Annotated in this window: 12 protein-coding genes; 3 read left to right on the top strand and 9 right to left on the bottom strand. The window is 71.8% G+C overall.

Annotated features, from left to right (window positions below; genetic code table 11):
• Positions 1-17: 17 nt before the first annotated feature.
• Together ABEA42_RS08970 and ABEA42_RS08965 are read right to left on the bottom strand one after the other, a co-directional pair.
• Positions 18-971 carry a TIM barrel protein gene (locus ABEA42_RS08970; RefSeq protein WP_345502646.1) on the bottom strand — a complete coding sequence of 318 codons (954 nt, stop codon included), beginning with the start codon at positions 969-971 and terminating at the stop codon, positions 18-20.
• Positions 968-1,972, bottom strand: coding sequence for a Gfo/Idh/MocA family protein (locus tag ABEA42_RS08965; RefSeq protein ID WP_345502645.1), 1,005 nt, complete (start codon positions 1,970-1,972; stop codon positions 968-970). Before ABEA42_RS08965 ends, ABEA42_RS08970 begins: the two co-directional genes overlap by 4 nt.
• 170 nt (positions 1,973-2,142) lie before the next feature.
• On the opposite strand from ABEA42_RS08965, the gene ABEA42_RS08960 reads away from it, so the two are divergent.
• Positions 2,143-2,892 carry a GntR family transcriptional regulator gene (locus ABEA42_RS08960; RefSeq protein WP_345502643.1) on the top strand — a complete coding sequence of 250 codons (750 nt, stop codon included), beginning with the start codon at positions 2,143-2,145 and terminating at the stop codon, positions 2,890-2,892.
• Positions 2,893-2,942: 50 nt separating this feature from the next.
• On the opposite strand, the gene ABEA42_RS08955 is transcribed toward ABEA42_RS08960, so the two are convergent.
• The 7 genes from ABEA42_RS08955 to ABEA42_RS08925 all read right to left on the bottom strand — a co-directional run bounded on the left by ABEA42_RS08955 (position 2,943) and on the right by ABEA42_RS08925 (position 10,490).
• The gene (locus tag ABEA42_RS08955; RefSeq protein ID WP_345502642.1) at positions 2,943-4,640 is read right to left on the bottom strand and encodes a DUF3352 domain-containing protein; all 1,698 of its coding nucleotides are present in this window, start codon (positions 4,638-4,640) and stop codon (positions 2,943-2,945) included.
• 141 nt (positions 4,641-4,781) lie between these two features.
• Positions 4,782-5,228, bottom strand: coding sequence for a 50S ribosomal protein L9 (gene rplI / locus ABEA42_RS08950; RefSeq protein WP_345502641.1), 447 nt, complete (start codon positions 5,226-5,228; stop codon positions 4,782-4,784).
• Between the two features lie 24 nt (positions 5,229-5,252).
• Positions 5,253-5,489: a 30S ribosomal protein S18 gene (rpsR, locus tag ABEA42_RS08945; RefSeq protein ID WP_056884210.1), complete on the bottom strand. Its 237-nt coding sequence runs from the start codon at positions 5,487-5,489 to the stop codon at positions 5,253-5,255.
• Between the two features lie 188 nt (positions 5,490-5,677).
• Complete coding sequence (locus ABEA42_RS08940) at positions 5,678-6,235, bottom strand: single-stranded DNA-binding protein (RefSeq protein ID WP_345502640.1); 558 nt, start codon at positions 6,233-6,235, stop codon at positions 5,678-5,680.
• A gap of 67 nt (positions 6,236-6,302) precedes the next feature.
• Positions 6,303-6,590 carry a 30S ribosomal protein S6 gene (gene rpsF / locus ABEA42_RS08935; RefSeq protein WP_056884208.1) on the bottom strand — a complete coding sequence of 96 codons (288 nt, stop codon included), beginning with the start codon at positions 6,588-6,590 and terminating at the stop codon, positions 6,303-6,305.
• A gap of 202 nt (positions 6,591-6,792) precedes the next feature.
• Positions 6,793-8,286, bottom strand: coding sequence for a glycosyltransferase 87 family protein (locus tag ABEA42_RS08930; protein ID WP_345502638.1), 1,494 nt, complete (start codon positions 8,284-8,286; stop codon positions 6,793-6,795).
• On the bottom strand, positions 8,283-10,490 hold the full coding sequence (locus tag ABEA42_RS08925; RefSeq protein WP_345502637.1) for a transglycosylase domain-containing protein: 2,208 nt from the start codon (positions 10,488-10,490) through the stop codon (positions 8,283-8,285). The genes ABEA42_RS08930 and ABEA42_RS08925 overlap by 4 nt, the downstream gene beginning before the upstream one ends.
• A gap of 291 nt (positions 10,491-10,781) precedes the next feature.
• On the opposite strand from ABEA42_RS08925, the gene ABEA42_RS08920 reads away from it, so the two are divergent.
• The gene (locus tag ABEA42_RS08920; RefSeq protein WP_345502636.1) at positions 10,782-11,378 is read left to right on the top strand and encodes a PadR family transcriptional regulator; all 597 of its coding nucleotides are present in this window, start codon (positions 10,782-10,784) and stop codon (positions 11,376-11,378) included.
• A gap of 20 nt (positions 11,379-11,398) precedes the next feature.
• On the top strand, positions 11,399-11,807 hold a 409-nt coding region (locus ABEA42_RS08915; RefSeq protein ID WP_459077120.1), incomplete at its 3' end, for an inositol-3-phosphate synthase.

The following is an 11,807-nucleotide window of genomic DNA, read 5'->3' as shown; positions in this document are numbered from 1 at the left end:
TGCCGGCGCCGGCCACGTCAGCCCCCCACCGGGCCGGGCCGCGCCGCCACCGCCAGGAGGTGCTCGAGGCTGGCCCGCACCGACTCCAGCGGCCCGTCCCCGCCCGGGTCGCCCGGGTCGCCCGGGTCGCCCGCGAGGATGGTGTCCTGCTCGAGGACGTACCAGCCGGCGTACCCGTGTCCCTCCAGCGCCCGGACGATGGCGGCGACGTCGACGTCGCCCTGCCCGAGCGGGACGTACATGCCGGCCCGCACCGCCTCGGTGTAGGTCACCTCGCCGGCCTGCACCTGTCGCGCCAGGTCGAGCCGGACGTCCTTGAGGTGCACGTGCGCGATGCGCCCCGGGTGCTGGACCGCCACGGCCACCGGGTCGCCTCCCCCGATGAGGAGGTGGCCGGTGTCGAGGCAGAGGGCGACGCGGCTGCCGGCGAGCACCCGCGCGGTCTCCTCGCCGGTCTCGACCATGGTGCCGACGTGGGGGTGCAGGGTCGCGGTGAGGCCGTGGTCGCGGGCCGCGTCGGCGAGGCGGTCGAGGTTGGCGAGCAGCGTCGCCCACGCCCGGTCGTCGAGCACCGGGCGCTCGTCGTACCCCTCGCTCCCCGAGGCGGCGGCGAGCACGACCACGGAGGCACCGGCGTCCGCGAGCGCGACCATGGCCTCCCGGGCCTGCGGGAGCGGGTCGTGGTCGGGGTCGTGCAACACCACCGGCACGAACTGCGCCACCGCCGACAGGCCGTGCGCGGCGAGCACGCGGGCCCGTTGGTCGGCGTCCGCCGGCAGGAACCCGTCGGGGCCGAACTCCGTCGCCCGCAGCCCGACCGCCTGCATCTGGGCCAGCACCGTCCCGGGGTCGTACTGCCACCCCCAGCCCGGCACCTCACACACGCCCCACGAGATCGGCGCGCCAGCCACCCGCTCGGCCAGCGGCGGCACGAGGCGCGTCGCGGCCGTGCCCGCCAGCCCGGCGCTCACAGCGACTCCACCTCGTCGAGGCGCACGACCCGGCCCTCGCGCCGCGAGACGTCGCAGGCCTCGGCGACCCGGAACGCCTCGAGCGCGTCGGCGACCGTGCACGGCGACGGTCGCAGCCCGCGGGCGACGTCCGCGAAGGCGGTGAGCTCGGCGCGGTACGCCGGCAGGAACCGGTCCATGAAGGAGTGGTGCACCGGTCCCGGAGGGAAGGTGACCCCCGGCTCGGCGGAGGTGAGGGCGAGGGAGTCGTCGAGCCCGACCGCGACGCTGCCGGCGCTGCCGACGACCTCGAGGCGCACGTCGTGACCCGCACCGTTGTAGCGGGTCGACGAGACCTGGGCGAGCGTGCCGTCGTCGAGGGTGAGCACCGCGGCCGCCGTGTCGACGTCGCCGGCCTGGCCGAAGAACGCCTCACCGCGGTTGGACCCGGTCGCGAACACCGAGACGACCTCGTGCCCGGTGACGAACCGGATGATGTCGAAGTCGTGGACGTTGCAGTCGCGGAAGATGCCGCCGCTGGTCGGGATGTACGCCGCGTGCGGCGGCGCCTCGTCGCCGGTCACCGCCCGCAGCGTGTGGAGGAACCCTAGGGCGCCGGTGCGGACCACCTCGGCCGCACGCTGGTAGCCGGCGTCGAACCGGCGCTGGAAACCGACGTGCACGGGGACGTCGACGCTGGCGGCCAGCTTGGCCAGCTCGATGCTCTCGGCGAGGGTGCCCGCGACGGGCTTCTCGCAGAACGTCGGCACCCCGGCCTCGAGCCCGGCGCGCAGCAGGGACGCGTGCGCGTTGGTGGCCGCCGCGACGACGAACCCGTCGAGGCCCAGGCCGAGCAGCTCCTGGGGGGTGTCCGCCCACCCGACGCCGAGTCGCTCCGCGACGCCCCGGCCGACCGCGACGTCGGCGTCGGTGACCACGAGCTCGTCCACGTCGTCGAGGGCCTTGAGGGTCTCGGTGTGGAAGGCGCCGATCCGTCCGACGCCGGCGAGGCCGATGCGCATGGCTGCTCCGATGCAGGAGGTCGAGGTGGGGTGCAGGTCGCGGGTCGTCGTCCGGGGGAGGGAACGACGGCGGAGGCTTCAGCGTGGCAACCTCCCGCTGTCGTGTCAACCAAATGTACTGACATTCTCATGTTGTCTTGTCCTCGCCCGCAGCCGCTACCCTGACCGGCATGGCCAGGCGACCCGGGGTGGAGATCGAGGTGCAGATCGACCGCACCTCTCCGGTGCCGCTCTACCACCAGCTCGCGCAGCAGCTCGCCGCCGCGGTGACCGCCGGCCGCCTGCAGCCGGGCGACCCCTTCGAGAACGAGGTGGCCCTCGGCGAGCGCCTGGGCCTGTCACGGCCGACGGTGCGCCGCGCCTTCCAGGAGCTCGTCGGACAGGGCCTGCTCGTGCGCAGAAGGGGCCTCGGCACCACCGTGGCCAGCCGCAAGGTGCACCGCAGGGCCGAGCTCACCAGCCTCTGGGACGACCTCGCCCGCTCGGGGGGCACCCCGCACACCACCGTCCTGTCGCACGAGCTGGTGCGCGACGAGCACGCCGCCGCGGCTCTGGACCTGCCGCCCGACACCGAGCTGCTCCACGTCGTCCGCCTGCGCACCACCGACTCCACGCCGCTGGCCGTCATGCGCAACTGGCTGCCGCCGGCCCTCGCCGACGTCACACGGGCGCAGCTCGAGCAGGAGGGGTTGTACGCCGCGCTCCGGGCCCGCGGGGTGCGCCCGGTCGTGGCCCACCAGTCCATCGGTGCCCGGATGCCGACGGCGGCCGAGCGGCGCCACCTGCAGATCCGCGGGAGCGAGCCGGTCCTGACCATGACCCGCAGCGCGTTCGACGCCTCCGGCAGCGCCGTCGAGTACGGCGACCACTGCTACCGGGCGTCGAGCTACAGCATCGAGGTCATGGTCGACGAGCGCTGAGGCCCGCCACCCCTCGTGGGGTGGCGGGCCTCGGTGCGGCGTGCGGCTGCCTACTTGGTCGTCAGGCGCACGGAGAAGTCGGCGCTGTTGCCCTCGCCGGAGGCGCTGAACCCGAGCGCGGCCAGGTTGGCGATGTCGGCCGCGTCCTGCTTCGAGGAGCCGGACTCGTCCTTGAAGGCCGCGACCAGCCCGGAGATGTCGACGTACCCGGCCACCCGGGCCTTGTCGACGTCACGGACGGAGTCCTTGAACCCCGGCATCCCGCCGAGGCCCTTGCCCGTGGCCACCTCGGTGGCGTAGTCGTCGGTGAACGCGAGGACGGACCGACCCTGGCCGGGGCGGAACGCCAGCTCGTCGGGTGAGGTCAGGACCGACCCTGCGGTGGCGATCTTCTGCAGCACCGCCTGGTCGCCGTTGCCGACCACCGCGACCTTCGGGGCACCGTCGGTGCCCATCCCGCCGAACGCCACCGTGAACTGGCTGCCGAGCGCGGCGGCCAGGTCCTGGGGCACCGAGATGCCGAGGGCGTCCTGCACCTGGCTGAGGCCGTCCTCGAACTGCTGGCTGCCGAGGGTCGTGCGCAGGCCCTTCTCCATCTCGGGCCACGCGGCCTTGAGCTGGTCGCCGGCGTTGGCCACGCTGATCGCGGCCAGGGTGTCGTCGGGCAGCCTGGACAGCGCCGCGCCGACGCGCTGGGTGCCCATGAACTGGGTCTTGGCGCCGTTGACGTGGCCGGCGAGCTCGAGGTTGGGGCCGTCGAACCGCAGTGCCACCGCCGTGCGGCCGCTGCCGGCCGGGTTGGCCGCACCCGAGGGCAGCACCCCCGCGGCGCCGCCCAGCATGGCCATCACCGGAGCGGCCTTCTCGGAGTCGAACCACGCCGCCGCGACGCCGTCCTCGCCGAGGTCGGCCATGTCCTTGCGGAAGTCCGCGGAGTCGGCCAGCGTGCCCTTGCCGGTGGCGGTGACGACGCCGTCGAGGACAGCCCCGTCCTTGCCCTGGGTGCACACGGCGTAGTCCTCCAGGACCCGGCAGGCCCCGCCGAGCCCGGTGGCCAGCGACGGCAGGCTCTTGCGCGCCGCGTCGCCGTCGGTCACCGCGAGCGCGATGACCGGGGTCGGCTCGTCCTTGGCGGAGGCGCCGGGGACCAGCGCGACGCCGAGGCGCTGTCCCAGCCAGGGCTCGACGTCCTTGGCGTAGTCGACACCCTTGAGGGTGCCGTCCTTCTGCAGCGCCTCGAAGGCCACCTTGCGCAGGTCGGCGTCCTCAGAGACCTTGCCCTTGACCTTGGGGAAGGTGCGCAGGAAGCGCACGGCGTCGATCTTCTGGCCGGCCGAGGGGTCGAGGTCGACCTTGGCGAACGCCACCGCGGTCGAGGGCAGCACCGACTCGGGCTGCGCACCCCCGCCGCTCAGCGCGGAGTACGCGAACGCCCCACCGCTGCCGAGGACGACGATGCCGAGCAGGCCGCCCACGAGGGCGACCGTGCGCCCGCGCCGGCGGGCCGGCTCGGGTCCGCCGAGCAGCGGAGCCGCATCCTCGTCGTGGGGGTCGTGACCCGACTGCGCTGCATGGGCGGCCAGGGCCTCCCGGGACGGGTAGCCCGACGCGTACTGCGACTGGTAGCTCGACGGCCGGTACGGCTCGACCGGGGTCTCCCCGCCGGTGGCCCCCGGCGCCCCGGACGGGTCACGTGAGGGGTCGCCGGACCCCTCGGGTCGGTTCGGCTCGAACAGTGATCCGGACATGCTTCTCCCCCACGTGGTCCTGGTCGTACTGGGTCGTGCTGACGCCCCCCTGGCGGTCTCGTCGACCACAGGCGGTGCCGACTATAGGAAAGGCCCGGTCCCCCGTGGCGGGGAACCGGGCCTTTCGAGCCAAACGGACGATCAGCCCGCGACCACGTCGAGCTTCAGGGTGGCCTGGACCTCGGGGTGCAGGCGCACGAGCGCCTCGTGGGTCCCGACCGACTTGATCGGGGTGGTGATCTCGATCTTGCGGCGGTCCAGCTCCGGGCCACCGGCGGCCTTGACGGCCGTGGCGACGTCGGCGGTGGAGACGGCGCCGAAGAGGCGACCGCCGGTGCCGGCGTGCGCGACGACCTTGACGGCCTTGTTCTCGAGGTTGCCCTTGATGGACTTGGCCTCGTCGAGGGTCTTCACGGCGCGGACCTCACGGCCCTTGTTGATCGCGTCGACCTCCTTCTGCCCGCCCTTGGTCCACGCGGTGGCCAGGCCACGGCGGAAGAGGAAGTTGCGGGCGTACCCGTCCTTGACGTCGACGACGTCGCCGGGGTTGCCGAGGCTGCTGACCTCGTGCGTGAGGATGACCTTCATGTCAGTTCCTTCCTGGTCCCCGGCTCAGCGGGACGAGCTGGAGTAGGGCAGCAGCGCCATCTCGCGGGCGTTCTTGACCGCGGTGGCGATGAGCCGCTGCTCCTGGACGGACACACCGGTCACCCGACGCGCGCGGATCTTGCCGCGGTCGGAGATGAACTTGCGCAGCAGCGCGGTGTCCTTGTAGTCGATGTTCTCGACCTTCGCCGCCTTCAGCGGGTTGGCCTTCTTCTTGGGCTTGCGCACAACGGGCTTGGCCATCGTGGTGCTCTCCTTCTGCGAAGTGTCTTCGCGGATGAGCCCTGGTCTCCCAGGGATGGTGTTCTTCGAGTGTGTCCTGCCGGGCCGGCGTCAGCCGGCGAGGCAGTGGTGGGTACGGCGCGTGGGGCATCCCCTGCGGGACGGGACCCTGCGCCGTACCGGTCGGACCGGTCCGGTCAGCGGCTCGGTCAGAAGGGGGGCTCGTCGTAGGACGGCGCGCCGCCGCCCCAACCGCCACCCTGCTGGCCGCCGCCCTGAGCTGCGGGCTGCGCACCACCCTGACCGCCGGAGGGCCCGGTCGCCCAGGGGTCCTCCTGCTGGCCGCCGCCACCAAAGCCGCCCTGGCCGCCGCCGCCGGAGAAACCCCCGCCGCCGGTGCCACGCTGGGTGCGGTTGACCTTCGCCGTCGCGTAGCGCAGCGAGGGGCCGACCTCGTCGACCTCCATCTCGACGACGGTGCGCTTCTCGCCCTCCTTGGTCTCGTACGAACGAGACTTCAGGCGGCCGGAGACGATGACGCGGGTGCCCCGCTGGAGGGACTCCGCCACGTTCTCGGCAGCGTCGCGCCACACCGAGCAGCGCATGAACAGCGTCTCGCCGTCCTTCCACTCGTTGGACTGCCGGTCGAACTGCCGCGGCGTGGAGGCCACGGTGAAGTTCGCGACGGCAGCACCCGAGGGGGTGAAGCGCAGCTCGGGGTCGCCGGTGATGTTGCCGATGACGGTGATGATCGTGTCGCCAGCCATGAAGCGGGTCCCCTGTTCGGTAGGTCAGGTCTGGTGGAACGGGTGGTGCAGGTGCAGGTCAGGCTGCTCAGGCGCCGGGGCGCAGGAGCTTGGTGCGCATGACCGACTCGTTGAGGCCGAGCTGGCGGTCCAGCTCCTTGGCCGTGGCCGGCTCCGCGGTGAAGTTGACGACGGCGTAGATGCCCTCGGCCTTCTTCTTGATCTCGAAAGCCAGACGACGACGGCCCCAGATGTCGACGTTGTCGACGGTGCCCTTGTCCTTGGTGATGACGGTGAGGAACTTGTCGAGCGACGGAGCGACCGTGCGGTCGTCCAGCTCGGGGTCGAGGATGACCATGAGTTCGTACTGACGCATGCTGATAACCCGCCTCCTTTGGTCTATGGCGGTCACGGTCTCTCCGTGACAGGAGGGTTGCAGTGCGATCCCCTGGGGCGGCACCGGTGGGTGGGCCTCGGGGGAACCTGACAAAGGGTACCGGGCGCGGGCGACAACACCGAATCACTTGTCCACAGGTGCCGGGACCCGCAGGGGGCCGTCGGTCACGGGGACCTCGGGCTCAGGCGAGGCGGACGATCAGGCGGTCCGGGGCGCCGGCGAAGTCGCCGTCGAGGCCGTCCGCCGGGTCGACCTCGGCAGGCGCCCACTCCTCGGTCTTAGAGGGATCCGACGGGTCCTGGTCCGCCGGATCCCTCAAAGACCCGAGCGACCGGGACTCGAGGGAGGGCAGGTCGCGGGAGGCCAGGTCGGCGGGGGCCGGGTCGGCGGGGGCCAGGTCGACCGAGGGCAGGTCGGCGGGGGCACGACGGGCGGCGGTGTGCCACACCCGCCACACGAGGTAGACCACCGCGGCGACGCGCAGGACGAGGGCCGCGGCGTACCAGCCGGCGGGAAGGCCGCGGTCTGGCTTGGACAGGCCGCCGACGTAGAGCCAGACCGCGACGAAGTGCAGGGCCTCGGCGCCCGCCCACAGGAGGTGGTCGCGCCAGCGGACGCCGCACAGCGCGACGAGCGGCACCAGCCACAGCGACGCCTGCACCGGGAAGGACTTGCCGGCCACGAGCGAGAGCCCGACGAGGACGAGCGCGACCTCGGCCACCGTGGGGCGACGGTCGGTGCCGAGGGTGAACAGCGTGCCTGCGACGACGGCCACCGCGAGCCCCACCACGGTGACGAGCGTCGTCGGACCCGTCGGCAGCGGGTGGCCGAACAGCTGCGGCAGCATCCAGACCGACCCCAGCCCGGCGGCGCTGTCCCACCACACCTGGGTGGAGCGCAGGATCGCCGAGGGGTGGCCGACCAGGAAGGGCAGCAGGACGACCGCCACGGCGCCGACCGCCGCGAGCAGGGTGCGGCCCACGGCGGCGAGCCGGCCCGTGCGCACGGCGAGGACGACCAGGGCCAGCAGGATGAGCAAGGGGTAGGTGCGCGCCACGACCGCCAGGCCGAGCAGCACGCCGGCCGCGACCGGTCGGCGTCGCCCCCACGCCCACAGGCCGGCACTGACCAGGGCCACCCCGAACAAGTCGGAGGAGACCATCGCGGCGAGCAGCAGCACCGGGCTCAGCGCCACGTGGGCCGCATCGGCGGCGTGGTGGGGGCGGGACGCCGCGGTGAGGTAGACGACCGCGACCACCAGGGCCGCGCCGAGCAGCGCCCACAACGCGAAGTACCAGCGGGTCTGGTCGAGCAGCGAGCCGTCCGGCACCAGCCCTCCCAGCCACGCCATGACGGCACCGGTGAGCACCGGGTGGTCGGCCCGCGCACCGTCGCCGCCGACGTACGACGCGAGGCCCGACCCGAGGTTGCCGAGCTGGTACTGCGCCGGGAGGTCGGAGAAGCACGCGTGCCAGAACTGGTCGGAACCGTTCCAGCCCTGCTGGATGCAGTGCGCCCGCTGGACCACGGACAGGGCCACCGTCGCCGTCGACGCGACGAGCAGGGGCAGCACCGTGGCCAGCCACGAGGTCGCCCGCGCCGAGGCGTGCCGGCCGAGCGGCCCGCCGACGACTGCCAGCGAGCTGCCCGGCAGCACGTCCCGCTGACGCGTCACGGCGTGGTGGGGGAGCTCTGCGCCGTGTTGCCCGGCACCGGGATGGTCACCGTCGTCGAGGGGGACGGCTTGGGCGTCTTGGTGCGGGTCGGCGACGGCTTGGTGGTCCGGGTCGTCGTCGGCGGCGTCGTCGTGGTCGTCGTGGTGGTGGTGGTCGTCGTGGTCGTGGTGGTCGACGACGTCGACGAGGTGGTCGGCGGCGGCGTGTAGACCTGGTCGTCACCGACACCCGCGCGGGGCGGGAAGTCGAGGACCTTCTGGCCGTCGAGGGCGGCCCTCATGTAGTCGGTCCAGATCCGCACCGGCACGGTCCCACCGGTCAGCTCGACCCCGTTGACGTCGTTCATCGACAGCTCCTCGCCGTTCTTGCCGGTGCTGTAGATGCCGACGGCCGTGGCCAGCTGCGGGGTGAACCCGTCGAACCAGGCGGCCTTGTTGTCGGTGGTCGTGCCCGTCTTGCCCGCGGCCGGCCGGCCGAGGTTCTGGGCGAACTCGGCGGTGCCGTTCTTGATGGGCTGCTGCATCGCGTCGGTCACGTCGGCCATGGCGTCGGGGTCGAAGGCCGTCTTCTTGACCGGCTTCGCCTTGTAGTTGAGGTCGCCGGGACCGCCCTTGACGCTCTTGATGAAGTACGGCGTCACCCGCTGGCCCTTGGCCGCGATGGTGGCGTAGGCGTTGGCCATGTCGATGATCTTGACGTGCGAGGTGCCGAGCACGTTGGCGTAGTTGGTGCCGAGGCCCTTGGCGGGCAGCCCAGCCGCCACCGCGGCGTCGCGGGTCGCCTGGGGTCCGACCTTGATGTTGAGCTGGGCGTAGACGGTGTTGACCGAGTGGCCGGTCGCGGTGCGCAGGTCGATGTTGCCGAACTGCTCACCGGGGAAGGGGCCGAAGTTGCGCACCCCACCGCGTCGCAGGAAGTCGGTGGCCGCGCCCGGGTCCTCGAACTCCTTGAAGTACTGCGGCGACCGCCCGTCGAACCTCGTCTTCGTGCTGATGGGGTCCTTCGCGGACACGGCCGCGAGCAGGGTGAAGATCTTGAACGTCGAGCCGGCCTGCATCGTGGCCTGCGTCGCGGTGTTGAACTGCTCCTTGCGGTAGTCCGACCCGCCGTACATCGCCACGACCGCGCCGTCACCAGGCCTGATGGACGTGAGCCCGACCCGCAGGGTGCTGGTGCCCTTGCCCGTCGGCATCCGGTCCCGGACCGCGGCGACGGCCGCGTCCTGGGCCTTCTTGTCGATCGTCGTGACGATCTTGAAGCCACCGCGGTCGATGTCCTGGTCGCTCAGCTTGAGCTTGCTCTTCAGCTCGTTCTTCACGGCCTGGGTGACGAACCCGTTGGGCCCGCTGGCCGCCTTGCGCGGCGCGTACTTCACGACCTTGGGGAAGGTCGCCTTGGCGCGGTCTGCGGCCGAGATCCAGCCCTCGGACTTCATGCCGTCCATGACGTAGGTCCAGCGGTCCCGGGCGTTCTGCTCCTGCTGCTTGCCCAGGCCCGGGTCGTAGAACGAGGGCCCACGGATGACCGAGGCGAGCAGCGCGCCCTCGGACGGCGTGAGCTTGGAGACGTCCTTGTTGAAGTAGGCCTTGGACGCGGTCTGGATGCCGTAGGCGCCGCGGCCGTAGTAGATGGTGTTGAGGTAGTCCTCGAGGATCTGGTCCTTGGACTTCTGCTTCGCGATCTTGATGGAGATGATGATCTCCTTGCCCTTGCGCGACAGCGTCTGGTCCTGGCTCAGGAAGTAGTTCTTCACGTACTGCTGCGTGATGGTCGACCCGCCCTGGGTGGCCCCGCCGCGCAGGCCCACCCAGACCGCCCGCGCGATACCGCTCGGGCTGATGCCGGAGTTGCGGTAGAAGCTGCGGTCCTCGGCCGCGAGGTGGGCGCGCCGGACGGCGACGGGCACCTGCGAGAGCTTGACCGACTCGCGGTTGACCTCGCTGATCCGGTCGATCTCGGTCTTGCCGTCGGCGTAGTAGATGACCGAGGCCTGCGCGCTCGCGAGGTCGTTGGGCTCCGGCGCCTTGATCAGGGCGTAGGCGACGAAGAAGCCCGCGATCGCCAGGACGAAGCCGGCGAGGGCCACGATGCCGAGCCGCTTGGCCCACAGCTTCTTGCGGCTCTGCGGGGGCTTGGGACCGCCGTCGCGACGGGCTCCGCCCGCTTTCGCCTGGGCGCGCGTCTTGGGACGTGAGGAGCTCATGGGGCCTTCCGATCGGCAGACAGCAGTTCTCAGGCCACCGCCTGCGGCAGTGGCCCGTTTCCCCGACAACTGAGGCTCAGTATGACGGCTGACCTGTGGATTGCCTCATCGGAGCGGGGCCTCGGCTCAGGAAGACCGGGGTGGCGCACCCTCGCCCACGGCTCGGGGGGCACCTCATTCCCTCGATCCCGACTGTATCGACTCGATATATCCGCGGCATGTATGGTGGCCTGACAAACCCCGAGATTGTCACCTCGCCGATCTCGTCGCCCCGCACGGAAGGAGCCCCGCATGGCCGCACGCCGTACCGAGCTCCTCGAGTTCGCCGTGCTGGGGCTCCTGCACGAGGCCCCCCAGCACGGCTACGAGCTGCGCAAGCGGCTCAACGCCGCGCTCGGGCCCTTCCGGGCGCTGTCCTACGGCACCCTGTACCCCTGCCTACGGGGGCTGCTCGAGCGCCACTGGATCGTCGAGTCGGACGCGGCGGACGCCGCCGTGGCGACCGCCGGCTCCAAGCGGGCGCGCATCGTCTACGAGCTCACGGCCGACGGCAAGGAGCGGTTCCAGGACCTCCTGCGCGAAGCCGGCCCCACGGCGTGGGAGGACGACACGTTCGACGTGCACTTCGCCTTCTTCGCCCGCACCGAGGCAGCCGTGCGACTGCGGATCCTCGAGGGGCGCCGCAGCCGGCTGGAGGAGCGGCTGGCCAACATCAGGGCCTCCTCGGCGAAGAACCGCGAGCGGTTCGACACCTACACCGCCGAGCTCGAGCGGCACGGGCTGGACTCCGCCGAGCGCGAGGTCCGCTGGCTCAACGAGCTCATCACCGCCGAGCGCAACACCCCCTCGGCCACCGGCACACCCCCGAACGACCAACCGCCCACCTGAACAACCACAAGGAGTAACCCATGGGATCCATCCGCGTCGCCATCGTCGGCGTCGGCAACTGCGCCAGCTCGCTGGTGCAGGGAGTCGAGTACTACAAGGACGCCGACCCCTCGGGCACCGTCCCCGGCCTGATGCACGTGCAGTTCGGTGACTACCACGTCAAGGACGTCGAGTTCGTCGCCGCGTTCGACGTGGACGCCAAGAAGGTCGGCTTCGACCTGTCCGAGGCCATCAACGCCTCGGAGAACAACACCATCAAGATCGCCGACGTCCCCCCGACCGGCGTCACCGTCCAGCGCGGTGTCACCAACGACGGCCTGGGCAAGTACTACCGCCTGACCATCGAGGAGTCCGACGCCGAGCCCGTGGACGTCGTCCAGGTCCTCAAGGACAAGCAGGTCGACGTGCTCGTGTCCTACCTGCCCGTGG

This window comes from Pedococcus ginsenosidimutans (assembly GCF_039544395.1).
Taxonomy (GTDB): Bacteria; Actinomycetota; Actinomycetes; order Actinomycetales; family Dermatophilaceae; genus Pedococcus; species Pedococcus ginsenosidimutans.
The sequence above is the reverse complement of the archived record's forward strand: the minus strand, read 5'-3'. Positions and strand labels throughout refer to the sequence as shown.

Bases quoted from the DNA above. Each gene is read 5' to 3' on its own strand.
- rpsF (WP_056884208.1), bottom strand. From the start codon at position 6,590: ATGCGTCAGTACGAACTCATGGTCATCCTCGACCCCGAGCTGGACGAC.
- ABEA42_RS08925 (WP_345502637.1), bottom strand. From the start codon at position 10,490: ATGAGCTCCTCACGTCCCAAGACGCGCGCCCAGGCGAAAGCGGGCGGA.
- ABEA42_RS08920 (WP_345502636.1), top strand. From the start codon at position 10,782: ATGGCCGCACGCCGTACCGAGCTCCTCGAGTTCGCCGTGCTGGGGCTC.
- ABEA42_RS08965 (WP_345502645.1), bottom strand. From the start codon at position 1,972: ATGCGCATCGGCCTCGCCGGCGTCGGACGGATCGGCGCCTTCCACACC.
- rpsR (WP_056884210.1), bottom strand. From the start codon at position 5,489: ATGGCCAAGCCCGTTGTGCGCAAGCCCAAGAAGAAGGCCAACCCGCTG.
- rplI (WP_345502641.1), bottom strand. From the start codon at position 5,228: ATGAAGGTCATCCTCACGCACGAGGTCAGCAGCCTCGGCAACCCCGGC.
- ABEA42_RS08955 (WP_345502642.1), bottom strand. From the start codon at position 4,640: ATGTCCGGATCACTGTTCGAGCCGAACCGACCCGAGGGGTCCGGCGAC.
- ABEA42_RS08940 (WP_345502640.1), bottom strand. From the start codon at position 6,235: ATGGCTGGCGACACGATCATCACCGTCATCGGCAACATCACCGGCGAC.
- ABEA42_RS08960 (WP_345502643.1), top strand. From the start codon at position 2,143: ATGGCCAGGCGACCCGGGGTGGAGATCGAGGTGCAGATCGACCGCACC.